Below are 26,720 nucleotides of genomic sequence, written 5' to 3' on the forward strand. Positions count from 1 at the left end.
AGATCGATCGCGAGATCGCCGCCTTCCGGCGTCAGCACCACTGCCTCGATGAGCGCGCGCAACCGTTCGAACGCCTGCGCTCTCAGCGCCCCGTCGCGGTCTGGCTGTTCACCATCGAACGCAAAGACTGGTGGGCGAAGCGCGGTCGCCTAGCCGCCGTCATCGGGCCGTTACCCACGGAAAGCGGGCCGACGTTGGCCGCAGACTATCTGCGATTGGTATTCAGCCCTGGCGTGACTGCCCAGGTCCACATCCACTCGGGACCGAAGGCGTTCTTTGCACTCACTGTCGACACCTGCCTAGCGACACCAGAGGGAACGCAGGTCGGTCGCGGACCGGGCAATTCGCTGATGATCAGGCCGGGGCCGCCCATGCTGCTCATGGCTGTCGGCAAAGAGGAACGACGCGGTTTTGCGTTCATCCTGCATGACGCTACCAAATCGCCAACCACCTTGACCCAGCAGTGGCGACCGCAAGGCTCCTGCGCACGGCTGCTAGCCCTCGCGTGCGGCCGTTGACGATCACGGTTGCGCTCGCTCGAGCCAATCCCTGCGCGATGCCGAAGCCGATGCCTTCGGTCGAGCCGGCGACGAGCACGGTCTTGCCATTGAGGTCGATGTTCATGGTGTTGGTCCTTCGATGGGTCGGAATGGTGTGCCGGTGGGGATCGAGGGCATGCCGGAGTCTTCGTGTGAGCGTTGTGACCGGGAGCGATCTTCATGGGGCCAATTCGGAGGCGCGCTGCTGTATCCAGTTACCGATATCGTTCGTGACACGGTCCCGGTCGAGATCGTTGAGCAGATCGTGGTAATGCCCTTCGTACAGCTTGAGCGTCTTGTCGCTCGCACCGGCAGCCTCGAAGAAGTCTTGGCTACCCTGCGCGTTTGCCGCCTTGTCCCCGGTGCCGTGCAGGATGAGGATGGGCAGGACGATGCGGCCGAAGTCCACGCGCAATCGATCGGCAGCGCGCGCCAGTGCCGCGACCGTCTGCACCGGTTGCACTTCATCGCGCACCAATGGATCCAGCTCGAGCTGTTCGACCCAGGCGGGGTCGCGCGAAAAGTCCGCTATCTTCAGCCGCAGTACCCGCGCGTGCGGCATGATGTGGCTAGTGCCCTTCAGGATCGTCAGCGCGACATTGGGCGTGAACACGCGATAGGCGAAGCTCTCGCAGATCAGGCCGTCGATCCGCTGCGGAAGGTCGAGCGCATAGGTCAGCGCGATCGCCCCGCCGGCGCCGTGTCCGAGGAGGTAGACCGGCAGACCGGGGGTCAGCGAACGCGCAAGGTCGATGGCGCGAGCCAGGTCCGACACATACGCGTCGAACGTGTCGACGTAAGCGCGCGCGCCTTCAGAACGGCCCCGGCCGCGCAGGTCGAGCGCGGCGACGGCGAAGCTGCGCTGGGCGAACACCTCGGCGGCACGCGCATAATGGCCGCTATGCGCATGGAAGCCGTGGCAGAGGACCAGCGAGGCGCCGCCCGTGCCGATCGCAGGCCAGTGCCGGACGAATAACCGTCCGGCACCCCCGTCGAGTTCATGCACCTGCATGGTGGTCGAAGAGAATTGTGGCATCTCCTGTCTCCTTGACGTGGGCGGATCAGCGCGGTGTTGCAGCGGAGACGAAGGTGGTATCGCTCGGCCCGGTGCCGGTAATGCGGACGACGGCCGCCTCGTCGCGGGTAGCGGCGAAGTGCGGCACCTTGCCGGGCTCCGTGTAGAAGCCACCGGCGCCCAGCGCGCGCATCGTGGTCGTCGAGGTATCGGCGCCATAACCAAAGTACCAGGTGCCCGAGACCACGGTCGCCATGCGGTCGTCGCGGTGCGTGTGCGGCGCGATCGTGGTATGCGCCGGAACGCGGATCTCCAGCGTATAGGATCCGGGCTTGGCCGGATCGCCCGACAGCAGCACCGTGCGGATCCCGGCCATGCCCGGTGTGCCGGTGCCGGCTCCCGTCGTCGCGATGCGATCGACCTGTTCGATCGAGAGCGCGACCGGCCCGAACCGCACCCGCGTCGTGACGACCGGCGCGTCGAGATAGTCGCGGATCGCCTTGACGGTCGCATCGGGTTGCTCCTCCATCAGCCAGTGGCCGGCATCGGCAATGACGCGTTCCTGCACATCGACCGCGCCGGCACGGGTGACCGCTGCCATGGTCGCGCCGAACGATTTCTCGCCGCCGATCGCGAGCACCGGCATGGTCAGCTTGCCGTGCGTGGCGATCCACGCCCGATTGTCGATCGCGTCTTGGTCGAACGCGGCGAATTGCAGGAAGCCGGCATGCATGCGGCCGGGGCCAGCGTAAAGCGCCGCATAATGCGTGCGATCCGCTTCGGTGAAACGCGCCGGCCTGGCCGAGAAATCGTTCCAGAAGCGATCGAGGTAGATCCGCTCGCGGCCCGCGACCAGCCGCTCCATGTCGGGCCCGCCGAAGCGGAAGTGCCACAGCAGCGGGTTCTTGAGGATATCTTCCCATGGCCCGATGCCGGGCACCGGCGCGTCCATCAACACCAGCTTGGTCACGCGGTCGCCATGTCGCGCCGCCAGCGCGTAGCCGACCATGTTGCCGATATCGTGCGCGACGACGTCGGCGCGCGCTGCACCCAGCGCATCCATCACGCCGACGATATCATTCGCCTCGTTCGCCTTCTCGAATCCGCTGTCGGCACGCGCCGACAGGCCCATGCCGCGCAAATCGGGCACGATCACCGTGTGGTCGCGCGCGAGTGCGCTGGCGAGCGGCACCCACATGTCGCCGGTGTCCCCATAGCCGTGCAGCAGCACGACCGCCGGACCCGATCCGCCCACGCGGACGTGGATCGTGGTGCCGTTGGTAGGGATGTCCTGTTGGTGGAAGCTGGCGGGGAAATGCGGAGCGCTCTGCGCGAGCGCGGTGGTGCTCGCGAGGCTGAGCAGGGACGCCGCGGCGAAGGCGAGGCGGCGGGGCTGGCGGTGCGTCGTCATCGTCTGTCTCCTGAAGGCGCTCCATGCGCCCAGGCAAAAACTAGACAGATCGTTGTCCTGTGATTAGCCAGATTGGAGTGCAAGAACTTTTGACTCCGGAGCAAAGATGGCCAGTTTCGATCGTGCGCGCGACCTCGCGGTGTTTGCCGCCGTCGCATCTACCGGCAGTTTCTCCGCAGCGGGCCGCCAACTCGCGCTGACGCCGTCGGGAGTCAGCCGGACGATCGACCGGATCGAGGCGCGGCTGGGCACACGGCTGCTGTTGCGCACGACGCGCGCGCTCACCCTGACGGCTGAGGGCAGGACCTACCTTGGTGGTGCGCGGCGGATCCTCGCCGATCTCGACGAAGTCGAGCAGGGGATCGCCGACCAAGGCGCGCCGCGCGGCCGGATCCGGGTGAGCGCCGCGGTCTCGCATGGCCGCGTCTGCATCGTGCCGCTGCTCAAGGCGTTCACGCGCGACCACCCGTTGATCGTCATCGACATCAACCTGTCCGACGAGAAGGTGGATGTCGCGCAGGGGCAGGCGGACGTCGCAGTGCGTTCGGGGCCGTTGCCTGACAGCCTGCTCATGGTCCGCCGACTGGGTGACAACGGTCGCACGATCGTTGCCTCGCCCGACTATCTCGCCGAACGCGGAACGCCCCGCACGCCGGCGGATCTCGCGCAGCACAATTGCCTTAACTTCAACTTCCGTCGCGCCGAGCCGGTTTGGCCGTTCCGGACCGAGACCGAGACCGAGGTAATGATCGTACACGGCACGATCGAGGCCAATAGCGGCGAAACGCTGCTGCAACTGGCGCTGGACGGCGTCGGCATAGCGCGCGTGGGAAATTTCGCGATCGGCCGCGCGATCGCCGAACGGCGGCTTGTACCGTTGCTGGAGCCGTTCAATCCCGGCGACCGGGAGGTGTTTCACGCCGTCTTCGTCGGGGGGGCGAACATGCCGGCGCGCACGCGCTTGTTCGTCGACTATTTGGCGGAGCATTACGGCGAGCACAAGCACCAGCAATCTTAGCCGCCGCAACCGGCAGGGCCGCGAACGTTTGCTGCGGCGGTCGGCCGAGCCTAGGCGCACTTGGAAGATGAACCAATGTCCGCTGCTGGGAGCCGAAACCAGACCGCTAGCGACCGGGAATGGGTCCAGCTGCTTGCCAGTGCGTATTAAGATGCTCGTTAGTGATGCCCACACTGCACGATATCTCGCGCAAAAGGCGTTTGGTCGCACCTGCGCTGAGACATTCTACTCTCAACAAATTATGACAAAACCGTTAGATTGATAGTGACTCGCAACAGCGATTCTCCTAGAGGCCTCCCGTCAACGGGGGTTCAGTATGAGTTTTTCGAGTATATTGCTGGCGAGTGCAGCGTTTGTCGGGGCGCCTTTGCCAGCTCCGGCCGAGGAGCCCAGGACCGTAGAAGGGTCCACCAGATCGGACGATGCGCAGAAGTCGGACGAGATCATGGTCCTCGGCAAGAGCTATGGTCGCGAAGTCGGCAAGACCGTGACTCCGCTGAAGGACACGCCCAACACCATCACCGTGATCGATCGCGAGCAGATAGAGGCGCAGAACCTGTTCACGCTCGAGGACGCGCTGACCGCTACCAACGGCATCACCGTCAACGGCATCGGCAGCGAGGACCCGGCGTTCTTCTCGCGCGGGTTCGCGATCACGAATTACCTGATCGACGGCGTCCCGAGCTTTGCGTTCAACTTCCCGTCCGCCGTGCCGGACCTGTTCTTCTACGACCGGCTGGAAGTGCTCCGCGGTCCCGCAGGCCTGTTCAGCGGCTCGGGTAACCCGGCCGGCAGCATCAACATGGTGCGCAAGCGACCACTCGACGCTTTCAGGATGCAGGCGAGCGCGGGCGCGGGCAGCTACGACAATCTACGCTTCGAGCTCGACGTCTCGACGCCGATCGGCACCAAGGCGGGCTTACGGTTCGGCGCGATGGCGCAGGACCAGGACCAGTTCTTCGCCACCGCGCACCGCAATCGCATCGGCGGGTTCGCGGTCGGCTCGCTTGAGATCGGATCGCGCACCACGCTGACGGTCGGCGGCTATTACGACCGCTTCCGTCCGGCGGTGCAATCGGGCCTGCCGGGCATCATCGGCGGCGCCGACGGCAGCGACGGCCAGTTGCTCGACGTGAAGCGGTCGACCTATCTCGGCGCCGACTGGAACCGCTTTAATGCCGAGACCTGGACCGGGTTCGCCGAACTGGCGCACAAGATCAGCGACCGCTGGACGCTGCGCGCAACCGGGCTGTTCACCGACGTCGATCGCGTTGACATCTACAGCTATATCGGCAGCCAGCCGGTCACCGCGACCAACGGCTCGACCAGCCACATCGCCTATCGCGGCGACAGCAAGCAGCAGACGCGCTCGTTCGACTTCAACGGCATCGGCAGTTTCCCGCTGTTCGGACGCGACCAGACGTTGATCCTCGGCACCGATTACCAGGCGAGTTCGGGCACGTCGTACAACACGCGCCTGTCCAACTATGCACGGATCGACGTGTACAATCCGGTATCGCCGTTCGAGCCGCCGCTGAACCCGTATGGCGCGTCGCCCTACTATCCGGTGCAGGGGACGGGGGCGACCTGCCCCAGTTCCAGCACCGCGATCACGCCGGCGCCTGCCAATTGCGTGCTCCAGGCCTATGGCGGCACCGGGACCGACATCGAGCAATACGGCATCTACGGGCAGATGCGACTGAGCCCGGTCGCCGGCCTGACGCTGATCGGTGGCGGGCGCGTGACGTGGTGGGATACGACGACGGCCACGCTGCTGACGCCGAGCGGCGTGCTGCCACCGTCGACGCGCTACGGCGTCGACAACCGCTTCACGCCCTATGCCGGCATCGTCTGGGACGTGACGTCGCAGTTGAACCTGTATGCGAGCTATGCCGACAGCTTCACGCCGCAGGCCGCACCGGTCGGTCGGGCACGTCCCGACGGGCAGCAGATCGAGCCGCTGGTCGGCGCGCAATATGAGGCGGGTACCAAGCTTTCGCTGATGAATAATCGCCTGCTGCTGTCGGCGGCGGCGTACCAGATCACGCAGACCAACCGGTTGTTCAACGATCCCGACATCGCGACGGTCGTGCTCCAGACCGGCAAGGTCCGCGCGCGCGGTATCGAGGCCGAGGCGACCGGCGAGATCCTGCCGGGCTGGCGGATCAACGGCGGCTACACCTACACCAAGACCAAGTATCTGGAGGACCAGACCGCTGCGTTCGAAGGATTGTCGCTGGTGCCGATCGTGCCCAAGCACATGATCAAGGCGTTCACCAACTATGCCCCGGTCGACGGGCCGCTCGCGGGCGCGAGCATGGGCGGTAGCGTGACGTGGTTCAGCTCGACCTTCGGCGGCAATGCGGCGGTGTTCAACGCCGACGGTACGCTACGCACGCGGTCCACCATCGTCCGCCAGCCGGGTTATGCGGTGGTCGACCTGCGTGCGGGGTACAAGTTCAGCGAGCGGGTGGGTGTCTCGGTCAACGTCGCGAACGTGCTCGACAAGAGCTATTACGCGCGCATCGCCGCCACCGGTCGCGGCAATTACTATGGCAGCCCGCGTACCGCGTTCGCGACGCTTCGGTACACGTTCGAGTGACGGCGGGCGACGCGCATGCCCGCGCGCGCTGGGCGCGGCGTGGCGACATCGCGCTGCGCGTCGTCGCCGCGGTGCCGCTGGCGTATGCAACGGCGAGCCTGTGGGCGATGGCGATCGCGCGGCTTCTGCCGGGGGATCGTGCCGAGGCGAGCGTCACTGCCGCGCTGATCGCGCTAGCCTTGTGCGCGATCGCGGCGATGTGGGCGTTCGCAGCGCGCAGCGGTTGGCAGGCGATCTGGACGCTGGCCATCGCCGCCGGGATCGCCGCGGCGATCGCATGGATCTCGATCGACGCGACGGGGCGGTTATGAGCAAGGGCTTTCGACAGTCGCAGGCGTTCCTGCATACGTGGTCCGGGCTGCTGCTCGGCTGGATCTTGTTCCTCGTGTTCGTCGCGGGCACGATAGCGTTCTGGCGCGAGGGTCTGAACCGCTGGATGCGCCCGGAGATCGCGCGCGTCGAACAGCCGATGCGCGTGCTGGCCGGGTCGCAGGCATTCCTTACCGGCAAGGCGCCCGACGCCAAGAGCTGGATCATCCCGGTGGCGACCGAACGATCGCCCGGCGCGCAGCTCTTCTGGGTGCCGCAACCCAAGCCCGGCGAAGAGCGTGGTAGGCGGGGCCGGCGAGGGCGCGGCGACACGCAGGCGCTGATCGGCGCCGACGGACAGGTCGCGCAGGCGCGTGAGACGCGGGGCGGGGAGTTCTTCTACCGGTTCCACTTCGATCTCCATTACATGCCGGTGATCTGGGCACGGTGGCTGGTCGGGTTCGCGACGATGATGATGCTGGTCGCGATCGTCAGCGGGATCGTCACGCACAAGAAGATCTTCAGGGATTTCTTCACCTTGCGCCGCGCGAAGGGCCAGCGATCCTGGCTCGACGGGCATAACGCGACCGCGGTGCTGGCGCTGCCGTTCCACCTGATGATCACCTATACCGGGCTGGTCACGCTGATGGCGATGCTGATGCCGTGGGCGGTCGTCGCGAATTATGCCGATCAGAAAACCGTCTTCGCAAAGCTGTTTCCCACCGCTGCGGCGGTCGAGCGGACCGGCCGTCCCGCACCGCTGGTCGACCTGCGACGGATCGCGGCGGATGCCGAACGCCGGCTCGGCGCACCGGCGAGCTTCATCGAGGTGAGCGATCCCGGCGATGCCGCCGCGCGCGTGTCGGTGAGCCAGAGCGCCAGTTCGATGCTGTCGTCGCGGACGCCGCGATTGACTTATGACGGCGTGACGGGGCGCCTCGTCTGGCGTTCGCCGCCACCGGGCGCGGCGGCCGAGACCGCTGGCGCGATGATCGGGCTCCACGCAGGACGGTTCGCAGGAGACGGCGGCCGTTGGCTCTATTTCCTGTGTGGGATCGCCGGAACGCTGATGGTCGCGAGCGGCCTCGTGCTGTGGACCGTCAAGCGTCGCGAGCGCCTGCCCGACCCGAGCCGACCGCATTTCGGGTTCCGCCTGGTCGAGCGGCTCAACGTCGCGGTGATCGGCGGTTTCCCGCTCGGGATCGCCTGCTTCTTCTGGGCCAACCGCCTGCTGCCGGTAACACTCGGCGGGCGCGCGGACTGGGAGATGCACGTGATGTTCATCGCCTGGGCTGTCGCCGCGGTGACGGCGTTCGTCGTCAGGCCGGCGCGCATGTGGTCGGCGCTGTTCGCGACGACCGGCGTGCTGCTCGTCGCGTTGCCGGTGTACGACATCGTCGCGACCGAGCGCGGACTGTTCGCGTCGCTGGCGATCGGCGACCTGATGATCGCGGGCATCGACGCGACGATCGTGGTGTTCGGGGTCGCCTTCCTACTGCTCGCCCGCCGCGTCGCGCGCCATCGCCCTGCTGCGAAGCACGTTCGCAACCCAAGGGCCGTCACCGCCTCCAAGGTTCTGGAGCCCGCCGAATGAGCATCTTGTCACTCTTGCTCGCAACCGCGGCGTTTGCGCTGCTCGGCCTCACCACCGACGCGCATCATCGTCGCAGGTTCGGGACATGTCCGCAGGCGAGACGCCGCAGGATGCTGCGGACCGGTGGCTGGCTCACGCTGATTGCCAGCGTGGTCCCCGCGATGCTCGCCCGAGGCTGGATCTTCGGACCGATTCTGTGGGCGGGCGCGATCATGGCCGGTGCCGGGATCGCCTTCCTCGCCCTCAACTTCATTCCCGCACGCGACGCGCGGCGCTAGAAAGGACTTCGATTATGCGTTTCCCATTGATCGCAGCATTCATTTTCTGCCTCCCCTCGACCGCGTACGCACACGAAATCTGGATCGAACGCGATGGCACCGGCCCCGCACGCATTTATCTGGGAGAGCCGGGCGAGCCGATGCCCGCCGGCGGCGATCCCGAATTCGCCAAGCTGAAAGCGCCGCGGATACTCGCTCAGCCAAGCGCGGTACTGACGCGGCGCACCGGCTTCCTCGAAACGAACCTGCCGGCAGGCGACGTGCGCGCGTGGGACGATTCGGTGTTCGCGCTTTGGGGGCAGGACGGGAGGAAGGAGGGCGTAGTCTATTACGCGCGCGCCGGCCGTGTCGAGGCGCAGGCCAAGCTGCCGTTCGAACTCGCGCCGATCACCGCGAACGGATCGCGGTTTGTACTGACCCGCTCCGGCAAGCCAATGCCCGCTGCCACCGTCACGATGTACGCGCCCGATCGTTCGAAGATCGAACTCACGACCGATGCCGCGGGTATGATCGACACGGGTATCGCCAAGCCGGGACGCCATCTTCTGGTCGCCACCGCCAAGGAGAATGGCCCGATTTCGCTTCCGGACGGCGTTGCACAGACCGTGTACCGCATCACGACGACCTCGTACGTCGTGCACTAGAATGGTGACGTTGTCGCGCAACGAACGGGCACTGCGTTCTATATCAAGACCTCTCACCAATCGCGGCCGGACCCTCAATCGAGGGGTTTTCATCGGTGAACGCGTCAAACCGCCTATGTAACGGTTTGGTGAGCGAGTGCTGCCCATCGGTCCGATGAATGAATGGTCGATATTGGGTAGCTGATAACAGGCTGCGAATGTCGGCTTGTGGGTCCGCGCGAACAAGCTTGGAGCCAGCGATCAGCGTAACTGAATCGTGGTTGGAAAAGGACCTCTGTCTGGCTGCTGACGCGGTAACATTGCCACGGTACATGGTATTGGAGTTCATGCGTGGACTGCGATCTGAACCTCCGGGCAGCCGCTCATGCTATTCGTCTTCGCGATCGCGTTCATTGCCGATGTGGCCAGCTAACCGGTAAGCGCAAAAAACTGTACCAGCGACGATGACGGAGACGACCCGATCCACCTGTATCCAGCAAAATTCGTTGCGCTTCCTCGGGCGTGGATGGCCAAGGCAACCGAAGACGTCGATCATGACGGCGTCCTTCGACAGATCGCGGAGGAGGCGGGGTGGTCGGGGCGCTATGCCTTCCTGATCGTCATTTCGGCCGCGATCTCGCTGCTCGGGCTGCTGATGCCCTCGGTCGCGGTGCTGATCGGCGCCATGTTGCTGTCACCGTTGATGATGCCGATCATCGGCCTGGGCTTCGGCATTGCGACGCTCGACTTCGACGAGATACGCCGGGCGGCGACCGCGTTGACCTTGGGGGCTTCTATCGCGGTCGCGCTGTCGGTCGTGCTGATCCTGCTCTCGCCGATCCAGACGATCACGAGCGAGATCGCCGGGCGGACGCAGCCGACGCTGTTCGACCTGCTTGTCGCGTTGCTTTCAGCGATCGCGGGCGGCTATGCCCTGATCCGCGGGCGCGGGGGTACGGTCGTGGGCGTGGCGATCGCCATCGCCTTGATGCCGCCGCTGGTCGTGGTCGGGTTCGGTATCGCGACGTGGAACTGGGTGGTGTTCTCGGGCGCGTTGTTGCTGTTCCTCACCAATGCCATCACCATCGCGCTGACCGCCGCGCTCGTCGCGCGCTGTTACGGTTTCGGCGGCCATCTTTCACCGCACCATACCGGCTGGCAACTCGTACTGTTCGCCGTCGCGATAGGGGTCCTGTCCATTCCCCTGGGGACCGGTCTGCGTCGAATTGCGTTCGAGGCGGTCGCACAGCGGCAGGTGCGCGATGCGCTGGGTGAGGACTTTCCACCCGGCGCGCGACTGAGCCAGGTTGAGATTGACCATGGTGCGAACCCGGTACGTGTTCGCGCGGTCATGCTGACGCCGCGGATCGAACCGGGAGCGGATCGTAAGCTTGCGGCGGACCTTCGCCAACGATTGTCGCGGCCGGTCGATGTCCATGTTGATCAGGTGCGCATCTCACCCGAAACCGGGGCGGTCGAGGCTGCGCAGATCGCGCGGGCGGGCAATGGCGATGCGCTGCGCGTCGCGCGCGAGCGTGATCGTGCAATCGCGGACGTTGCGCTTATTGCAGGCAGTCCCGTTTCATCCGTGCAGTTCGATTCAGCGGGGCGAACTATCCGCGCGACGGCAGCGCCCCTTACCGGTCTGGGCGTCGCCGGATATCGCGCTCTGGAACGTCGTGCGGACGCAGCGGTCGCGGACTGGCATGTCATTCTCGGTCCGCCGAGCGATGTCACCTTGCCGGACGTAGCGATCAAATCCGGCGTCATTGACGATCAAGCGCTCGGCGAAGCAGGCTGGGTATCGGCTCGGCTGTCCCGGACGGTCGATGTGCTGGGCGGGACCCTGCGGCAGCGCACGGCAATCGCGCAAGGTATCGTCGATCGAGGAGGCAGGGCGGCCCCTGGCCCGGCGGGCGGTCGCCTGCGACTGGTATGGTCGGTCGAGACGGATCCCTCTGCGTCTGAATCAGGCGAGCGCAGGCCATAGCTGCGCATAGGTCCGCTCGAACACGGCAAGGTCGTCAGGATCAATCACCTGAACGGCGTGCTGTATCCGCAGCGATTAATAGGAATTGAAAGCAAGCGAAGGTGCGCGGCTGGGATATGTTTGCTTCGTCACGAAGATACGCGAGCGCGCCGACCCCAAACACGAAGTATGGTGATTTCCGACAAGGCGCTCACATTGCCAGACGTTCGGCCGGTCTCACTTGCCGGCCGGCGTCCAGCTAGGCGTCCCCGATCGCCTGGATGATCCGATACGCGGCAACCACGTCGCGCTCGACCACTGCGGACGTGAAGCGTTCGATGATGGCGCGCAGGCGATTGGTCGGCGCCGTCGCCGCGCTCAGGAGCGGGCCATCGATAAGGCGACTGCCCCATTCCACGCCCAGGCGCTGCGCTTCGTCATCGGCGCCGACGACGATCGATGGGAAGGGCAGGCCGATCTTCGGCGCCGCGAAATGACGCTGGTGCAAGCTCGTGCCTTCGGGGGCGACCAACAGGGCGCCGGCAACGTTCGCGGTATAGGCTTTCGGCGACAGTCGCGCCCACCATGCGGCGGCCGCGCAGGCACTGCCCTGCGCCAGGAGCATGACGGCACGATCGGACGCCGATACGGCGGCATCGATCCGCGCCGCCAGCGCCGTTCGCTCGGCAGCGGTACGGCTGCGAACAGCGATATGCTGTGCATCGCCAAACCGCGGAAACTCCCGGAACCGCCCGAATATCGAGACAGCATTGTCAGGGACGAGCGCGACGAGCGTCAGCCGAGGGCTATCCAGGACGGCAACAGACACAATCCGGTCTACCTTTCCGTGAATGCCTAAGCTGCCTTCTTCCGGTCGACGACGCAATGCAGCTTCTCGGATACGCGCCAGACCGTTCTATCTTGGGTCTCGGTAGAAATCAGGGCGATCGGATTTCACGTGATATAACCGCATTGGTCACGAAACTATGCAAATCGGCCTTTTCCCGCTGGACTCAGCGAGCGCCGTCCGCTTGAAAAGGCCTTTCCGGGTGCATGAAGAACGACAGACCGGCGCCGACCAAGAGTAGCGCCAGCGATGCGCAGAACGGGATCGACCAGCTTCCCGTCAGGTCGACCGCCGCGCCGAACACCAGCGGAGAAAGGATACCGGCGATGCCGAAGCCGAAGTTCATCATGCCGCTGGCGGTACCTGCATATTGCGGCGCGATGTCCATCGGGACGGCCCAGATCGGCGCCACCACCACCTCGGAAAAGAAGAACGCGAGCGACAGGCACAGGGCGACCGTCGTCAGGTCGTGGGTGAGGACGACAGGCACGAGAAATATGAAAGCACCGATCATCCCTACGATGATCAGATTGCGCCGCGCCGCCTGCAGGCTGCCGGTCCTGCGGTAGATATAGTCACTGGCCGCTCCACCGACCCAGTCGCCGACCACGCCGCCCAGCAGCACGCCGCCCGAAAACAGCGCCGAGTGCTTCAGGTCGAGCCCGAAATTCTTGAAGAAGAACGAAGGGAGCCACGTCAGGAACACCCAGAGCGTCCAGCCATAGCAGAAATCGACGGCGGTGACGGGCGCGATCCTCCGCGCGAGCCGCCACCACGGAACGGGAGGCGTGGTGGCAGCCTGTTGTGCGGCCGGGGCCAGTTCGGCGCGTTCCTCGTCGGACATGCCGGGATGGCGTTCCGGGTTCTCCCGCGCGACCACGAGCCACAGGATGACCCAGACCGCGCTCGCCAGTCCAAGCACCACGAATGCCCCGCGCCAGGATACGAGCGCCATCAGTCCGACCAGCAGCGGCGGGGTCAGCGCATTGCCGAGTCGTGCGGCGGCGTGCGTGATCCCTTGAGCAAAGCCCCAGCGCGCCGGTGGCAGCCATGTCGCCATGGCGCGTGTCGCAGCAGGGAAAGCAAACCCCTCGCCGATGCCGAGCGCGAGACGCAGGGCGAACAGCGATGCCATCCCGCCCACCAGCCCGGTCGCCACCGTCGCCACGCAGACGATCGCACCGCAGATCAGCAGCATGCGTCGCGGCCCGAAGCGGTCGATGACCCGACCGCCGAATAGCTGGATCAGTGCATAGGGATAGGAAAAGGCGGAGATCGCCAGGCCGAACTGGGTGTTGCTCATCCCCAGTTCGGCGGTCATCCGCGGGCCCACCGTCGCCAGGTTCACCCGGTCGATGTAAAGGACCATATACATCAGGCAGAGCACCGCGAGGATGCGGTTGGGGATGCTCATCCACCGCGGGACGTGACGGGCGACCGCCTCGGACCGGCTCAGGCCATGGCCCGTCATGCAGGTCGACCCGTCCCCTTGATCTGGGTCCTGTGCATCACGCGCCGTGCGGCAGGATCGAACGCATCACGCCGGTGCATCGTGCAGCGATTGTCCCACAGCACCAGGTCACCCTTGCGCCATTGATGGCTCCAGCCAAACCGGTCGCCATCGACATGCTCCCAAAGCGCGTCGAGCAGCGCTTCGGATTCGGCCAGATCCAGACCATCGATATAGGCATTACGGCGGCGGCCGAGATACAGCGCGGGGCGACCGGTTTCGGGATGCGTGTAGACCAACGGGTGCAGACTGCCCGGAGCCTCGCGCGGATCGTCGCTCGGCGTGACGCCTTGGCGTAGGAAACCGCCGCTATTGTAGGTGCCGTCGTGCTTGACGCGGCGTCCGGCGATGCGCGCCTTCAGGTCATTGGGCAGAGACTCGTACACGGCGTACATATCGACGAAGCTCGTATTGCCGCCCGTCGGTGGCACCTCCAGCGCATAGAGCGCGCTCGCCTGAGGCGGGACTTCGACATAGGACATGTCGGTGTGCCAGACCGCCTCGCCATTCCCGAGGCTGCCGATCGGGACGCCGCCCTCGACCACGTTCGAGACGACATAGAGTTCGGGCAGTCCCTCGACGAAGCGGCGGCCGGTCTCCTGGATGGGTGCGAGATCGAGGTCCCCGAACCGGCGGCTGAAGGCGATCAGGTCCGCGTCCGACAGCGATTGGTCGCGGACGAGCAGGACCAGATTGTCGAGCCAGGCCTGGTGCAGGTCGGCGAACTGCCGATCATCGAGCGTCCGAAGATCGATACCCCGAACCTCCGCGCCGACGCCCATTCCCGTCTTGACCACGTCGAGGCCAAATCGGCTCGCCAGAAGATCGCCCATCATCCGTACTCCATAATCGCACGTTCGCAGTCGACGACGGTCGACTGCCGCATGACGGTTTTAACGATTGACCGCCGACGTGGACCGCAAAGCATTTGTTTGGGCCGGTCAACCGGGACATATTTGCGTACAGCAATCGCGCAAATCGGCCGCCGCGTGGATCGCTGAAGGCAGTAGAGGCATTCCCCCTTTGGCCATGATCCCCGCCAACCTCATGCCGATTACCCGTCGTCCGGGATAGCGGTCCATACAAAGGAACCATGCATGGTGCGCATCACGCTCGAACTTGCCAGCAAGATTATAACGGCGACGCTGGAGAGGAGGGTGGAACTCGGTTTCAAGCCGCTCTGCGTGGCGGTGCTCGATCCCGGAGGGCATCTCGTCGCGCTGCAGCGTGAAGACGAGGCGTCGACGCTGCGGCCTCAGATCGCGATGGCCAAGGCGGGCGGGGCGCTCGCGCTGGGCGTGTCGAGTCGCAAGATCGCGGAGATGGCGTCGGAGCGACCGACGTTCATCGCCTCGCTCGGGCCCATCTCTCCGCACGGCGTCGTGCCTGCGGCGGGCGGCGTGCTCATCGTCGACGCAGACGGCCAGTTGGTTGGGGCAGTGGGTGTGACCGGCGACACCTCGGATAACGACGAAGCATGCGCGCTTGCCGGCGTCGCTGCGGCCGGGCTTTCGGTCCTGGAGTGAACGCGGCAAATTGCTCGCGCCGACCGCTGGCGTTTCGATCGACCCAAGATGTGCAAACCATGGCATCGCTGCCATTTTTCAGGCATTCTAGATTTGGGTGATGATTGATCGGACGGCGTCGATGATGGCGTCGGCCTCGGTTCTCTTCATCCAGTCCGGCGTTACATCCGACCATGCAACAACGCCTGTTTCGTCGACCACAAGGGCCGTTGGGAAAGGCAGCTCCCACGTGCCGGTCCCGGTCACCTCGCCCAAGGGTGTTGACGCGGCCTGCCGGGTTGCCGAATTGGCTTCGAAGGTGATGCCGAGTTGGCGTGCGAGATGGTTGTCGCGGTCGGTCGCTATGGTGAAGTCGAGCGCGTGGCGCCGCTGTATCTCCGAGAGTTTCGAAGAAATCTGCGGGCTGATCGCGACGAGCGGGACACCCAGTTCGCGCAAGGTCGGCCAGAGCACGCGCTGATAGACCGGTAGTGCGACGTTGCACGCGGGGCAGCCGGCGAATCTGAAGAAGATCAGCACGGCGGGACCAGTGGCGATCAGGCTATCCAGTCGTATCGTCGTACCATTCACAGCTTCCAGCGCGAAGTTTGGCATCGGATCGCCGACCTTGATCGTGCGCGACCCATCGAAGCCGATGACGAGTTCGCGTCGCTGGCTGGCGTTCAGATCCAACTGCGTCGGCGTCCAGCTATGGTCACGCTCGTCTTGCAATGCACCAAGCGCGGCGCGGACGGATTCGGTCATGAACGGTCTCCTCAGAAGTGAAAGCTGTTGGCGGGGCGATCGAGTCCGAGATGGCCGAGCAACGTCGATGCCGCGTAGTCGTGGCGGAAGACACCGCGTGACTGGAGCAACGGCACGACGTCGCGCAGCATCCGGTCGACGCCGGCCGGCATGAACGCAGGCATGACGATGAACCCGTCGCAGGCTTCTTCGACGAGCCAGCGTTCCATCTCGTCGGCGACGGTGCGCGGGCTGCCGACCATCTTGGCGAACGACAGGCTGGAGCCGTACCAACGGCCGAGTTCACCCAACGTCCAGCCTTCATCGATCGCCTTGCCGATGACGTAGTGGAACCGGCCCTTGCTGCCCCGGATAAGGTCGCGGATGTCGGGAACAGGCTCGTCGAGCGCGTGGCCGGCGAGGTCGTAATTCATGCTCCCGGACATGAAGCTGAGCCCCGCCAGCGGTTCGACCAGCGCGTCGAGTTCGCCGAGCAGGTCGGCGGCGGCATCGTCGCTGTCGGCGATGATCGGGACCATGCCGGGGAGGATCTTCACCGCGTCCGGCGATCGTCCGGCGGCGGCGACATCGTCCTTGAAGCTGCGATATCCCGCCTTGGCGCGATCGATGTCGGGAAAGACCGCGAACACCACTTCGGCGTTGCGCGTCGCGAGATCCTGAAACGCGCCGGATGCGCCGGCCTGGATCAGCACCGGGTGACCCTGCGGCGGACGCGGCAGCGACAGCGGGCCCTTCACGTCGAACCACTTGCCCGCATGATCGGCGTAATGGACCTTCGCCGGATCGCCATAGATGCCGGCACCCTTGTCGGGAGCGATCGCGTCCTCCTCCCACGTATCCCAAAGCCGGCGTACGACATCGAGATATTCGGCGGCGCGGTCGTAGCGCGTGGCGTGGTCATAATGCTCGGCGCGGCCGAAATTATGCGCTTCGGCGTCGCTGACCGAGGTGACCGCGTTCCATGCCGCGCGGCCGCCGCTGAGATGGTCGATCGACGCGAACATTCGGGCGACGTGATAGGGCTCGGTATAGCTGGTCGAGATCGTCCCGCCGAGGCCGATACGCTCGGTCGTGACCGCAAGCGCCGACAGCAGCGTGAGCGGCTCCGTCCCGCGTGACGCGCGGTAGCGGACCGTCGTTGCGAAGTGGTTCCCGTAGAGGTCATCGACCGCCAGCTTGTCGGCGACGAATAGCATGTCGAGCTTGGCGGCTTCGGCCTGTGCGGCGAGGCGGCGGTAGAAACCGAAGCCCTGGTCCGCGTCGCTCGCCTGCGGATGACGCCAGCCGCCGTGGTGGATACCGTCGGCGGTGACGAACAGCGCAAGGTGCATCTGACGGGTCACAGCGACACCCCGACGCGGGCGTAATAGGAGCCGCCACTGAGCCCGAACGGCGCGAACCCGCCATAGGCACCGCTGCCGTCGGCGGCGATCAGGCCGTTGCGATCTGGGTAGGTGTCGAACAGGTTGTTGGCGCCGACCGCGAGCGTGACGCGGTCGGTCAGGTCGTAGCCGATGTCGAGATCGGCCACCCACTTGCCGCCGAAGGTCCGGTCGCCGGTCGCGACGTTGCTGGACTCGATATAGCGGCCAAAGCGGGTTGCGCGGGCGAGGGCATGGACGCGGCCGAGCGACCAGTCGTTGGTCAGCACCAGCTTGGTTCGCGGCAATGCCACCACCAGATCGCGCTGCGCCTGGCGGCCGAATAGCACGACGTTCAGCGAACTGAGCGCGGCGGGATTGTCGGCGATATTGAGGATCTTGGTCTTGTTGTAGCTGTAGGCGGCGCTCAACCGGAACGCACCAAGGCTCGACGTGCGTAGCGTGTATTCGGCGACCGCGTCGATACCGCGCGTGCGCGTGTCGATCGCGTTGGTGAAGAACTGCGCGCTGTCGACGCCGGTTACCCCGTTGGCGATCAGGATGTCGCGGATCGCGGTGCCGCCGTTCGCCGCGGTGCCGAGGAACTCTGTCTTGACGATGCGGTCGTCGACACGGATCTGATACGCATCGAGCGTGAGGCGCAGCGCGCCAGCTTCGTAGGTGACGCCCGCCGTGTAGTTGAGCGACTTTTCCGGCTTCAGCGACTGCGCACCCAGCGCGATCGCCGCGGCGCTGTTCACCGGCAGGAACTTCGCAATCGTCGAGACGGGCGTGTTGCCGATCACCGTCGTCGTGTTCTGCGTGGTGGAAAATCCGGTCTGCGCCAGCGACGGTGCGCGGAAGCCGGTGTTGACGCCGCCGCGGATGGCAAGGCCGGACGCAAGTTCGTAGCGCGTCGAGATCTTGCCGCTGACGGTGTTGCCGGCGCTGTCGTCATAATGCTCGAACCGACCGGCCACGCCGACGAACCACGCCTCGGTGACGTTGGTCGAGAGATCGACATAACCGGCCAGATTATTGCGGCTGAGCGAGGCGGCGTCGGCGGGCGAGGTGCCGGTGAACGACACGAGGCCCGGCGACGGATAGCGGCCGCCATAGAGCTGCCCGAACGGCGTCGTATCTACGGGGATCTGGTAGCCGCCGTTGCGGTAGCTGTCGGGCTCGCCGGCGCGCGACTGAAAGCGTTCCCAGCGATGCTCGGCGCCGATCGAGATCGACAGTGGCTTGGCGAGGCCGATCGATACGTCGCGGGTGAGGTCGAGATTGTTGACCCACAGGTCTTGGATCTGCGTGCCCATGTAGAAGCTCTTCGGGCTGGTCGGCCCGATCGAGGGGTTCAGCGTGTTCTCCACGCCGAGCCAGACGCGGTCGCGCCCGAAGCTCGAACTCAGGTCCCAGGTCCAGCCGGCAAGCTCGCCCTTCGCACCACCGGTTAGCTGGAAATCGGTTTCCTTGATCCGGCGATAGGCCTGGAAGCCGGTCGGGTAGAGCTGGGGCAAGACGTTTAGGCCGTTGGTGTTGGCTTGGCCACCAAAGCCGGTGGGGGAGGGGATATACGCGCCGCGCGCGTCCCTGATGTCACGTAGCTCAGCGTCGAGAAGCTGTAGAGCCGCAGCGTATCGCCAACCGGTAGCTCGGCATTGTACGATCCGTTGATCATCTTGTCGCGGTTCGACCGGCCATAACCACCGGCATAGACATGATCGAGCGTCGCCTCGCGCGGGTCCGGCTGGCCGTTCACCAGCGGCAGAATCCGCGGCACGGCGTCGGCCGAGGAGTCCGCGCGATCATGGTATTTCGCTTCGACCGCTGCGCGGAAGAACCCGCCTTCGCCGAGCGCTGTGCCGTAGCTGAGATCGGTCTGTAGCAGCGGCGCACCCTTCGAATATTGCTGGCCGCCGGTGATCGAGAAGCGGCCGCCCTTGGGTGCGTCGTCGAGGATGATGTTGATGACGCCGGACACCGCGTCCGAGCCATATTGCGCGGCGGCGCCGTCACGGAGCACTTCGATGCGGCCGACCGCGTTGGTCGGGATCAGGTCGATATCGACCGGGGTCGAGCCGCCCGAGATGCGCGAGAGGTTGTTGATCAGCGAGGTGGTGTGGCGGCGTTTGCCGTTGACCAGCACGAGCAGGTAATCGCCCGAGAGCCCGCGGATCGCGATCGGCTTGACGCTCGCCGAGGTACCACCGCCGCCGAGCGCGGGCATCGTCAGCGAGGGCACGATGTTGCCGAGAATCTCCTTCAGCCCGGTGCGGCCGGTCGCCTGCAACTCGCGGCGGCTGATGACGTCGATCGGCACCGGGCTGTCGGCGACGGTCCGCGCCTGGCCACCGCGGACGCCAGTCACGACGATCGTGTCGTCGGCGCCACCGCCTGTATCGGGCGTGGTCAAGGTCGTGGCGGCGGCAGGCGGTGCCTCTTGCGCGAAGGCGGGTGGAGCGAAGGTCGCTAGGGCGACACCGGCGAGTAGGCGGGAGGTCGATGTCATGATGATGTCCGTGAGCAAGGCGCGCGTCTCCGGTCCCGCCGAAGCGGGCGCGCGCCAGATAAAAACGATTGGTCGGGCGGCGGGGGCCGCTAGCGGGTCAGGCCCGCATTCGGAGCTTACCGCGCATTGTTCGTCCCCTGGTCGAGCGGGAGATACGCATCGTCGAGCGGCCGATTGCCGGCCAGCGCGCCGGCCTTGCGGAACTGCGCGACCACGTCACGCTCCTCTGCCTTTACCGTAGCATCGACGGGTACCCGCGCCATCGGAAGATGCTTGGCGTGGAACAGCGCGATCGTCAGCGGCAGGCCGGTTTCCCTGGCGAGCACTGCGGCATAGGCATCGGGATGCGCGCGCGCCCAGTCGAGCGCACGGGTTTCGCGTTGGAGAAAATCCTTCAGGATCGCCTGCTTGCTGACCGCCGTTGTCGCGTTCGCAGCATCGAAGGCATAGCCGCTGAGATAATCGGCGCCATCCGCGACGACCCGAGCGCCCTGTGCTAACGCCGCTCCGCTATAGGGCGACCAGATCGACCAGGCATCGATCGAGCCGGTGTCGAATGCCGCCTTGGCATCGCCGGGCGCAAGGAAGGTGAGGAGCACGTCGGTGGGCTTGAGCCCCTTCGCATCGAGTGCGCGGAGAAGCAGGTAGTGGCCGACCGACCCGCGGGTCGTCGCGACCCGCTTGCCGCGTAGTCCGCCGGCATCGACGATCCGCGACTGCGCCGGCACCAGGATCGCGAGGCTCTCGCGCGGCCGCGAGGTGGCGGATTGCACGGCCACCGCCTTGATCGGGCTGCCACTCTGGTAAGCGAACTGGAACGGTGCGTCGCCGACCATCCCGACATCCACCGCGCCTGCGCCGATCGCCTCCAGCAAATTCTGCGCGGCGGGGAATTCGGACCATTCCACGCGGTAGGGTGCGCCGTCGAGTGCACCAGATGCGAGCATCAGCGCCTTGGTTCCGCCGCGCTGGCTGCCGACGTGCAATACATCGCCGCTTGCGGTGCCGCGTCCCAGCCACGCGTACAGACCTGCCGCGAGCACGGCCGCGAGCAGTAACGGCCACCATCGCTTCAGGCCTTCCTTGGGCGGGGGTGGCGTCGAAGCCACCCCCTCGTCGTCCGTCCAGTCCGGCATCAGCCTACAGCCCGCTGCGGTTCGACGAGGTCGCGTTCGGCATCGCGTGCGGCGATCAGTTCGTGGACGACCGGCAGCAGGTCGCGGCCATAGTCGATCGCGTCCTGCAACGGCTCGAAGCCGCGGATCAGGAAATGGTCGATGCCGAGGTCGTAATAATCGAGCATCGCGTCCGCGACCTGTTCGGGCGTGCCGACCAGTCCGGTCGAATTGCCCTGCGCACCGCCGAGCGCCGCCACCCCGGTCCACAGCCGCTTGTCGACGCGGTAGCCCTGGCTCGCCGTCTTGAGGAGCCGCTGCGAACCGGCGTTCGGTGGCGCGTGACCGCTGGTCGCGGCACCGGCCGACACGCGCAGGTCGCGGACCCTTTCGACGATCTGGTCGGCTTTCTTCCATGCCGCTTCCTCGGTATCGGCGATCACCGGGCGCAGCGACAGCGAGAAGCCAGGGCTGCGGCCATAGCGCGCGGCGGCGTGGCGGATCGTGCCGACCGCCTCGCGGACCTGCGCCTGCGTTTCGCCCCACAGCGCGTAGACATCGGCGTGACGTCCGGCGACATCGATCGCGGCAGGTGACGATCCGCCAAAGAACACGGGCAGGTTGGCCGGCTTGATCTGGCTGAACGCCTGGCGGACGTTGTAGAAGCGCCCGTCATGGTCGAACGGCGTGGCCGACGACCATTCCTGCTTAAGGATCTCCAGATATTCGTCGGTGCGCGCGTAGCGATCGTCCTTCACCGAATGATCGCCGTCGCGCGCCATCTCGCTGTCCGCGCCGCCGGTGATGATGTGGACCGCGACGCGGCCGCCGGAAAGCTGGTCGAGCGTCGCCAGCTGACGCGCGGCGAGCGTTGGCTGCGTAAAGCCCGGGCGGTGCGCGATCAGGAAACCGAGCTTGGTCGTGATCGCGGCGACGTGCGCGGCGACGATCTGGCTTTCAGGGCTGTCGGAGCCGAACGGGATCAGGACGCGGTCGAAGCCACCCTTTTCCTGCGCGATCGCGGCGGCCTCGACATAGGCCTTGTCGAGCCCGCGCGCCTTGCCGACGCCGTGGATCTCGGACGCGTCGTTGAAACCGATATAGCCGATGAACTTGACGGGCATGACGTGTCTCCTGTGGTGATTTTTCGCGGGTTCAGATGACGTAGAAGCCGTGCGTGCCGTCGCGCGCGAGCTGGTCGACCAGGCCGTATTCCCAGTCGAGATAGGCCTGCATCGCGGCGGCGGCGTTGTCGGTGCCTTCGTAGGGGCGCTTGTACCGGTGCGCGGGGTCGCCCGGCGGGATGGTCGGGCCGGGACCGGTTTCGAGGTCGCCCCCAGTGCTATTGGCGAAGCCGCCGTCGAGCACGAACACCTCCCAGCCGAGTTGCGCGAGCCACGACGCCGTCATGTCGGCTCGGGGCCCGATGTCGTCGGCTAGGACGATCCGCGCACCGCGAACCGGCGCGGCGATGTCGGTTTCCTGCACCAGCTGCCCGCCGGGATAGGACCGGAAGCCGGTGATGTGGCCCGCGGCATATTCGTCGGGGCGGCGCACGTCGAAGCGGTAGAGCGTGCGGCTGGTGTCGCGTTCGAGCACCGCGAGCTCGGCGGGCGTCAGGCGCTTTACACCCGCGCGGTAGGCGACGGCGCGGGCGGTGGCGGCGGTCTCGTCGCTGTGTCGAACTTCCGGTGCAGGGCGATTGCTGCCATGCGCGAGCGACTGGCCGGCGAGCGTCCAGCCGATCGTGCCGTTGCGCAACGCGACGACGCGGTTGGGGATGCCGGCGTTGATCAGCGACTGCGTGCCGATGATGCTGCGCGTGCGGCCGGCGCAGTTGACGATGATCGTCGTGTCGGGATCGGGCACCGCCTCTGCGACGCGCAACACGAGTTCGGCGCCCGGCACGCTGGTCGAGCCGGGGATGTTCATCGTCGCATATTCCTCGAACCGGCGCGCATCGAGGATTGCGATATCGGCCTTCTCCTCGATCAGCGCGGCGACGTCCTCGGCAGCCAGCCACGGCGTGTGGCGGCGCGCCTCGACCAGCTCGCCGAACGCCTTCGAGTAGGAGTTCACGTCCTCGAACACTTCGAAACCTGCCGCGCGCCAGCCTCCGAGGCCGCCTTCGAGCGTGGTGATTTGGGTGTAGCCGAAGGCGGTCAGCGCCTTGGTGGCGGCGGGGACATAGCCTTCGCCGTCATCGTACAGGACGATCGGTACGTCCTTGCGCGGAAGGCGGATCGTCGCTTCCAGGTCGACGCGATCGAAGGCGAGGTTGGCGGCGAACAGCGGGTGCCCGGTCGCGAACGCGGCTTCGTGACGGACATCGAGCAGCGCGATTTCATGCCCGAGCAGCAGCGCGGTGCGGATCTCGGTTGGGGTAGTCAAAGCGTTGCTCCCGAACGGTCCCAGAGGTTCGGCAGCACGGCGTTGGCATAACCCGACACGAACCGCTTCGGAGTGCCCGCGGCATCGTAGGTCGCGCGTTCGACCGCGCCGATGTTGCTGCCGTAGAGGTGGATGCTGATCGACACGCGGTCGTCGAACGCATTGGAGACGCGGTGGATATCGCCGACCGAGGGCGAGACGGCTTCGACTTCGCCGGCTTCGAGCCGCTCGATCGCGCCGACCGCGTGCAAGCCACCATCCGGGTAGCGCGCGAACCGTTCGGACAGTTCGGCGCCGCGCAACACGCCGACCAGGCCCCAGACGCGGTGATCGTGGATCGGCGTCGCCTGTCCCGGTCCCCAGACGAAGCTGACGACCGAGAAGCGTTCGCGGCTGTCGCAGTGGAGGAGGTATTGCGAGTAACGATCCGGGTTTGGCGCTGCGTAGGCGTCCGGCAGCCAGTCGTCGTGCGCGACAAGCCGGCCCAGCGCAGTGCTGCCCTCTTCCAGCAGCGAGCGTTCGTCGCGGGTGCGGTCGAGCAGCGTGCCGATGCCGGTGACGAAATCGCGTAGGCGATCGAGGCGCGGGCGGTCTTGTACTAGGCTCGCCATCATTCGGCCTTCACGAAGGGCAGGGGCTCGTCGCGTTCGACGCCCAGCGATCCCAACAACCGCTCGCGCAACGCCGTCGCGATACCGGTACGCTGTCCGCGCGGGACCGAGATGCGCTCCTCGACGACGATCCGCCCGGCATCGAGGACCAGTACCCGGTCGGCCAGCGCGATCGCCTCGTCGACGTCGTGCGTCACCAGCAACACGGCGGGCTTGTGCGCGCGCCATAGCGCCATCACGAGGCCGTGCATCTTGACGCGGGTCAGCGCGTCGAGCGCAGCAAACGGCTCGTCGAGCAGAAGCAGTTTCGGTTCGCGGACCAGCGCGCGGGCGAGCGCCACACGCTGCGCCTCGCCGCCCGACAAGGTCAGTGGCCAGACGTCGAGCCGATGGCCGAGACCGACCTCGCGTAACGCCGCCTCTGCACGGTCGCGTACGTCCGGTCCCTTCAGTCCGAGCCCGACGTTGCGCCACACGCGCTTCCACGGCAGCAGCCGCGCATCCTGGAACACGACGGCGCGCGACGTGGGGATCGTCACGTCCTGCGCATCGGTGGCATCGAGCCCGGCCAGCGTCCGCAGCAACGTGGTCTTGCCGGAGCCCGAGCGGCCGAGCAGCGCGACGAACTCGCCCTGCGCGATCTCGAGATGGAGATTGTCGAGGACGGTGTTGGTGCCGAAGCTGCGCGAGAAGCGCGTGAGCTTGACGACGGGTCGGACGGGTTGCGGCATCGGGATGATGTGCGAGATGGTCATGGTCAGGCCTCCACGAGCTTGGGGCGCCACGCGAGCGCATGGTCTTCGATCAGGCGCACCGACTGGTCGGCGAGCAGGCCGAGCCCGGCATAGACGAGCAGGCAGACGACGATGATGTCGGTCCGCATGAAATCGCGCGCGTTGTTGATCAGGAAGCCGAGACCCGCCGACGCGTTGATCTGTTCGGCGACCACGAGGATCAGCACCGCGACCGAGAACGCGTAGCGCAGGCCGACCAGCAGTTGCGGTAGTGCGGCGGGGAGGACGATGTCGGTGACGATCTGCGCGCGCGACAGGCCGAAGCTACGCCCCGCGTCGATCAGCCGGACGTCGACGCCGCGGATGCCGTTGTAGAGGTTGAGATAAACCGGAAACAGCGTCGCGAACGCGATCAGCGCGATCTTGGGGGTCTCGCCGATCCCGAACCAGACGATGAACAGCGGCGACAGCGCGAGCGCGGGCAATGTCCGCAGCATTTGCACGGGCGAGTCGACCGCCGCTTCGCCCTCGCGAGTGAGGCCAGCGATCAGGGCGAGGACGATGCCGAGGCTCACCCCGATCACGAGGCCCGCCGCCGCACGACCGAGCGATACGGCGAGGTTGGCGGGCAATTCGCCCGACACGATCATGCCCCACAGCGTCCCGAGCACCTGCGAAGGCGCCGCCAGCGTGCGGGTGGGGATCAGGCCGATCCGGGATGCCGCTTCCCATGCCAGCATGAGCGCTATCGGCGATACCCAACGGCTACGCTGCAGCCTGCTCTGCCATGATCGGCTGGTGGATCGTTGGGACGTCTTCGCCATGGACAGCCTTTCGGACGCTCGTTTTCCGGAGCGCCTTCAATGCGTCTTCAATTCCTAGTCGATCAATAGAGAATGGCTCGCCAGCCTTATGAGCGTTGCAAATACCAGCCTAAAACTGCATCGATTTGAGCAGGTTAGCCGACCGAGAAAGAAAGCCTTTGCGGACGTGAAGAGCGTCAATCTGCGCTGGCGGATTCGACGATCGAACGAAGGACGACGTCGTGGAGCCGGTCGAGTACCGGATGTCGCGTGTCGTTGATGTGCAGGACATAGGCGACGCGGGGCAGCGCGGGGAGTCCGTCGTGGATTTCCGGATCGAGCCCCATCAAGGCGTCGGTGCGACAGGTTATACCTATCCCGCCGGTCACTGCCGCGCGCAGGGCGGACAGGCTCGGCGTCTCCAGGACGATCCGGTAGGGCCTGCCCGCCGCCTCCAGCGCGGCGATCGCGGCATCGCGGAACCGGCATGGCTTCTGGAGCACCGCCAGAGGCAGGATCGCAGCGGACATCAGGCGCGGATTGCCGAGCCAGTGCATGTCGGCGGTGGCGACGGCGGCCTTGTCGGTGTCCTCGCCGATGCACAGGACGATGTCGAGGCGGTCGGTCGCGAGCAGATCGAGCAGTTCGGCCGACCCTGCGACCCGAACGTCGAGCGAGGCGTCTGGGTTGCTGGATGCAAACACCGACAAGACGCCGGACAACAGCGTCTCCGCGAAATCCTGGACGAAGCCGATCCGCGCGGGGCCGGCCAGGCTGCCGTCGCCAAGTGCTGCCAGCGCGCGATCGTTGACCGCAAGCAGCTCGCGCGCGTGCGGCAGGAACCGTTCGCCCTGCACCGAGAGGACGAGCCTGCGCCCTTCGCGGCGGAACAGCGCGACCTGGAGCAGTTCCTCCAGCCGTTTCATCTGCAAGCTGAGCGCGGACTGGCTGACGAACACGCGGTCCGCGGCACGCAGCATCGAGCCGGCATCGACGATCGCGACGAAGCTGCGCACGACGTCGGTGGGAATGTTGACGGCCATGATCGGTCCTAGAAGCCAGGCTCATATGCGTTAGCAGACAATCTACATTGATTCGATGGGAAATGAAGCGCTCCTTGCTGCGGGAAGGAGCGCAGCCTTGGTACATCGTAATCCTCGACCCGGATCGCAGCGCGGCGGCCACGCGCCGCGCTCGACCGATCGTCT

At 66.0% G+C, this 26,720-nt stretch carries 25 protein-coding genes; 9 read left to right on the plus strand and 16 right to left on the minus strand.

Annotated features, from left to right (window positions below):
- On the plus strand, positions 1 to 518 hold a 518-nt coding region (locus C8J42_RS20380; protein ID WP_207897172.1), incomplete at its 5' end, for a hypothetical protein.
- Between the two features lie 199 nt (positions 519 to 717).
- On the opposite strand, the gene C8J42_RS18165 is transcribed toward C8J42_RS20380, so the two are convergent.
- Both C8J42_RS18165 and C8J42_RS18170 read right to left on the minus strand, forming a co-directional pair.
- On the minus strand, positions 718 to 1,575 hold the full coding sequence (locus C8J42_RS18165; RefSeq protein WP_133021239.1) for an alpha/beta hydrolase: 858 nt from the start codon (positions 1,573 to 1,575) through the stop codon (positions 718 to 720).
- A 25-nt stretch (positions 1,576 to 1,600) separates the two neighbouring features.
- Complete coding sequence (locus C8J42_RS18170; RefSeq protein ID WP_133021240.1) at positions 1,601 to 2,965, minus strand: alpha/beta fold hydrolase; 1,365 nt, start codon at positions 2,963 to 2,965, stop codon at positions 1,601 to 1,603.
- Positions 2,966 to 3,071: 106 nt separating this feature from the next.
- On the opposite strand from C8J42_RS18170, the gene C8J42_RS18175 reads away from it, so the two are divergent.
- The 7 genes from C8J42_RS18175 to C8J42_RS18205 all read left to right on the plus strand — a co-directional run bounded on the left by C8J42_RS18175 (position 3,072) and on the right by C8J42_RS18205 (position 11,379).
- On the plus strand, positions 3,072 to 3,983 hold the full coding sequence (locus tag C8J42_RS18175) for a LysR family transcriptional regulator (RefSeq protein ID WP_133021241.1): 912 nt from the start codon (positions 3,072 to 3,074) through the stop codon (positions 3,981 to 3,983).
- Positions 3,984 to 4,299: 316 nt separating this feature from the next.
- Complete coding sequence (locus C8J42_RS18180; protein ID WP_243644594.1) at positions 4,300 to 6,585, plus strand: TonB-dependent siderophore receptor; 2,286 nt, start codon at positions 4,300 to 4,302, stop codon at positions 6,583 to 6,585.
- Positions 6,582 to 6,896: a hypothetical protein gene (locus C8J42_RS18185; protein WP_133021242.1), complete on the plus strand. Its 315-nt coding sequence runs from the start codon at positions 6,582 to 6,584 to the stop codon at positions 6,894 to 6,896. Before C8J42_RS18180 ends, C8J42_RS18185 begins: the two co-directional genes overlap by 4 nt.
- Complete coding sequence (locus C8J42_RS18190; RefSeq protein ID WP_243644595.1) at positions 6,863 to 8,488, plus strand: PepSY-associated TM helix domain-containing protein; 1,626 nt, start codon at positions 6,863 to 6,865, stop codon at positions 8,486 to 8,488. The genes C8J42_RS18185 and C8J42_RS18190 overlap by 34 nt, the downstream gene beginning before the upstream one ends.
- Complete coding sequence (locus C8J42_RS18195; RefSeq protein ID WP_133021244.1) at positions 8,485 to 8,766, plus strand: DUF3325 domain-containing protein; 282 nt, start codon at positions 8,485 to 8,487, stop codon at positions 8,764 to 8,766. The genes C8J42_RS18190 and C8J42_RS18195 overlap by 4 nt, the downstream gene beginning before the upstream one ends.
- A 14-nt stretch (positions 8,767 to 8,780) precedes the next feature.
- Positions 8,781 to 9,410 carry a DUF4198 domain-containing protein gene (locus tag C8J42_RS18200; protein ID WP_133021245.1) on the plus strand — a complete coding sequence of 210 codons (630 nt, stop codon included), beginning with the start codon at positions 8,781 to 8,783 and terminating at the stop codon, positions 9,408 to 9,410.
- Between the two features lie 505 nt (positions 9,411 to 9,915).
- Positions 9,916 to 11,379 carry a DUF389 domain-containing protein gene (locus tag C8J42_RS18205; RefSeq protein ID WP_133021246.1) on the plus strand — a complete coding sequence of 488 codons (1,464 nt, stop codon included), beginning with the start codon at positions 9,916 to 9,918 and terminating at the stop codon, positions 11,377 to 11,379.
- 238 nt (positions 11,380 to 11,617) lie between these two features.
- On the opposite strand, the gene C8J42_RS18210 is transcribed toward C8J42_RS18205, so the two are convergent.
- From C8J42_RS18210 to C8J42_RS18220, 3 genes are all read right to left on the minus strand, one after another.
- Positions 11,618 to 12,187, minus strand: coding sequence for an alpha/beta hydrolase (locus tag C8J42_RS18210; RefSeq protein ID WP_207897173.1), 570 nt, complete (start codon positions 12,185 to 12,187; stop codon positions 11,618 to 11,620).
- A 184-nt stretch (positions 12,188 to 12,371) separates the two neighbouring features.
- Positions 12,372 to 13,619, minus strand: a complete 1,248-nt coding sequence (locus tag C8J42_RS18215; protein ID WP_207897174.1) for an MFS transporter — start codon at positions 13,617 to 13,619, stop codon at positions 12,372 to 12,374.
- 53 nt (positions 13,620 to 13,672) lie between these two features.
- The gene (locus C8J42_RS18220; RefSeq protein ID WP_207897175.1) at positions 13,673 to 14,548 is read right to left on the minus strand and encodes a TauD/TfdA family dioxygenase; all 876 of its coding nucleotides are present in this window, start codon (positions 14,546 to 14,548) and stop codon (positions 13,673 to 13,675) included.
- Positions 14,549 to 14,812: 264 nt separating this feature from the next.
- Here C8J42_RS18220 and C8J42_RS18225 point away from each other — a divergent pair, with 264 nt between their 5' ends.
- Positions 14,813 to 15,241: a heme-binding protein gene (locus C8J42_RS18225; protein WP_133021250.1), complete on the plus strand. Its 429-nt coding sequence runs from the start codon at positions 14,813 to 14,815 to the stop codon at positions 15,239 to 15,241.
- Between the two features lie 87 nt (positions 15,242 to 15,328).
- Here C8J42_RS18225 and C8J42_RS18230 read toward each other — a convergent pair whose 3' ends face one another.
- The 11 genes from C8J42_RS18230 to C8J42_RS18275 form a co-directional block, all read right to left on the minus strand.
- Positions 15,329 to 15,985 (minus strand): peroxiredoxin-like family protein, encoded by a 657-nt coding sequence (locus tag C8J42_RS18230; protein WP_133021251.1) that lies wholly within the window; start codon positions 15,983 to 15,985, stop codon positions 15,329 to 15,331.
- A gap of 11 nt (positions 15,986 to 15,996) precedes the next feature.
- Positions 15,997 to 17,328, minus strand: coding sequence for an LLM class flavin-dependent oxidoreductase (locus tag C8J42_RS18235; RefSeq protein WP_243644596.1), 1,332 nt, complete (start codon positions 17,326 to 17,328; stop codon positions 15,997 to 15,999).
- Positions 17,325 to 18,944: a TonB-dependent receptor gene (locus C8J42_RS20550; RefSeq protein ID WP_347812419.1), complete on the minus strand. Its 1,620-nt coding sequence runs from the start codon at positions 18,942 to 18,944 to the stop codon at positions 17,325 to 17,327. The genes C8J42_RS18235 and C8J42_RS20550 overlap by 4 nt, the downstream gene beginning before the upstream one ends.
- The gene (locus tag C8J42_RS20555) at positions 18,872 to 19,858 is read right to left on the minus strand and encodes a TonB-dependent receptor plug domain-containing protein (protein ID WP_243644597.1); all 987 of its coding nucleotides are present in this window, start codon (positions 19,856 to 19,858) and stop codon (positions 18,872 to 18,874) included. The genes C8J42_RS20550 and C8J42_RS20555 overlap by 73 nt, the downstream gene beginning before the upstream one ends.
- Positions 19,859 to 19,974: 116 nt before the next feature.
- The gene (locus C8J42_RS18245) at positions 19,975 to 20,994 is read right to left on the minus strand and encodes an ABC transporter substrate-binding protein (RefSeq protein WP_133021252.1); all 1,020 of its coding nucleotides are present in this window, start codon (positions 20,992 to 20,994) and stop codon (positions 19,975 to 19,977) included.
- Positions 20,994 to 22,097, minus strand: coding sequence for an LLM class flavin-dependent oxidoreductase (locus C8J42_RS18250; RefSeq protein WP_133021253.1), 1,104 nt, complete (start codon positions 22,095 to 22,097; stop codon positions 20,994 to 20,996). The genes C8J42_RS18245 and C8J42_RS18250 overlap by 1 nt, the downstream gene beginning before the upstream one ends.
- Before the next feature lie 31 nt (positions 22,098 to 22,128).
- On the minus strand, positions 22,129 to 23,364 hold the full coding sequence (locus C8J42_RS18255) for a rhodanese-like domain-containing protein (RefSeq protein WP_133021254.1): 1,236 nt from the start codon (positions 23,362 to 23,364) through the stop codon (positions 22,129 to 22,131).
- On the minus strand, positions 23,361 to 23,975 hold the full coding sequence (locus C8J42_RS18260) for a cysteine dioxygenase (RefSeq protein ID WP_133021255.1): 615 nt from the start codon (positions 23,973 to 23,975) through the stop codon (positions 23,361 to 23,363). The genes C8J42_RS18255 and C8J42_RS18260 overlap by 4 nt, the downstream gene beginning before the upstream one ends.
- Positions 23,975 to 24,730 (minus strand): ABC transporter ATP-binding protein, encoded by a 756-nt coding sequence (locus tag C8J42_RS18265; protein WP_133021256.1) that lies wholly within the window; start codon positions 24,728 to 24,730, stop codon positions 23,975 to 23,977. The genes C8J42_RS18260 and C8J42_RS18265 overlap by 1 nt, the downstream gene beginning before the upstream one ends.
- Positions 24,731 to 24,732: 2 nt before the next feature.
- The gene (locus tag C8J42_RS18270) at positions 24,733 to 25,533 is read right to left on the minus strand and encodes an ABC transporter permease (protein ID WP_133021257.1); all 801 of its coding nucleotides are present in this window, start codon (positions 25,531 to 25,533) and stop codon (positions 24,733 to 24,735) included.
- Between the two features lie 176 nt (positions 25,534 to 25,709).
- The gene (locus tag C8J42_RS18275; RefSeq protein WP_133021258.1) at positions 25,710 to 26,555 is read right to left on the minus strand and encodes a LysR substrate-binding domain-containing protein; all 846 of its coding nucleotides are present in this window, start codon (positions 26,553 to 26,555) and stop codon (positions 25,710 to 25,712) included.
- Positions 26,556 to 26,720: the final 165 nt, after the last annotated feature.

Origin of the sequence: Sphingomonas sp. PP-CE-1A-559, assembly GCF_004340965.1 — a bacterium.
Lineage (GTDB): Bacteria > Pseudomonadota > Alphaproteobacteria > Sphingomonadales > Sphingomonadaceae > Sphingomonas.

Excerpts from the sequence above, each read along its gene's own strand:
- C8J42_RS18165 (WP_133021239.1), bottom strand. The coding sequence starts at position 1,575 with ATGCCACAATTCTCTTCGACCACCATGCAGGTGCATGAACTCGACGGG.
- C8J42_RS18170 (WP_133021240.1), bottom strand. The coding sequence starts at position 2,965 with ATGACGACGCACCGCCAGCCCCGCCGCCTCGCCTTCGCCGCGGCGTCC.
- C8J42_RS18175 (WP_133021241.1), top strand. The coding sequence starts at position 3,072 with ATGGCCAGTTTCGATCGTGCGCGCGACCTCGCGGTGTTTGCCGCCGTC.
- C8J42_RS18180 (WP_243644594.1), top strand. The coding sequence starts at position 4,300 with ATGAGTTTTTCGAGTATATTGCTGGCGAGTGCAGCGTTTGTCGGGGCG.
- C8J42_RS18190 (WP_243644595.1), top strand. The coding sequence starts at position 6,863 with ATGGATCTCGATCGACGCGACGGGGCGGTTATGAGCAAGGGCTTTCGA.
- C8J42_RS18195 (WP_133021244.1), top strand. The coding sequence starts at position 8,485 with ATGAGCATCTTGTCACTCTTGCTCGCAACCGCGGCGTTTGCGCTGCTC.
- C8J42_RS18200 (WP_133021245.1), top strand. The coding sequence starts at position 8,781 with ATGCGTTTCCCATTGATCGCAGCATTCATTTTCTGCCTCCCCTCGACC.
- C8J42_RS18205 (WP_133021246.1), top strand. The coding sequence starts at position 9,916 with ATGGCCAAGGCAACCGAAGACGTCGATCATGACGGCGTCCTTCGACAG.
- C8J42_RS18215 (WP_207897174.1), bottom strand. The coding sequence starts at position 13,619 with ATGAGCATCCCCAACCGCATCCTCGCGGTGCTCTGCCTGATGTATATG.
- C8J42_RS18220 (WP_207897175.1), bottom strand. The coding sequence starts at position 14,548 with ATGGGCGATCTTCTGGCGAGCCGATTTGGCCTCGACGTGGTCAAGACG.
- C8J42_RS18225 (WP_133021250.1), top strand. The coding sequence starts at position 14,813 with ATGGTGCGCATCACGCTCGAACTTGCCAGCAAGATTATAACGGCGACG.
- C8J42_RS18230 (WP_133021251.1), bottom strand. The coding sequence starts at position 15,985 with ATGACCGAATCCGTCCGCGCCGCGCTTGGTGCATTGCAAGACGAGCGT.
- C8J42_RS20555 (WP_243644597.1), bottom strand. The coding sequence starts at position 19,858 with ATGACATCGACCTCCCGCCTACTCGCCGGTGTCGCCCTAGCGACCTTC.
- C8J42_RS18245 (WP_133021252.1), bottom strand. The coding sequence starts at position 20,994 with ATGCCGGACTGGACGGACGACGAGGGGGTGGCTTCGACGCCACCCCCG.
- C8J42_RS18250 (WP_133021253.1), bottom strand. The coding sequence starts at position 22,097 with ATGCCCGTCAAGTTCATCGGCTATATCGGTTTCAACGACGCGTCCGAG.
- C8J42_RS18260 (WP_133021255.1), bottom strand. The coding sequence starts at position 23,975 with ATGGCGAGCCTAGTACAAGACCGCCCGCGCCTCGATCGCCTACGCGAT.
- C8J42_RS18265 (WP_133021256.1), bottom strand. The coding sequence starts at position 24,730 with ATGACCATCTCGCACATCATCCCGATGCCGCAACCCGTCCGACCCGTC.
- C8J42_RS18270 (WP_133021257.1), bottom strand. The coding sequence starts at position 25,533 with ATGGCGAAGACGTCCCAACGATCCACCAGCCGATCATGGCAGAGCAGG.
- C8J42_RS18275 (WP_133021258.1), bottom strand. The coding sequence starts at position 26,555 with ATGGCCGTCAACATTCCCACCGACGTCGTGCGCAGCTTCGTCGCGATC.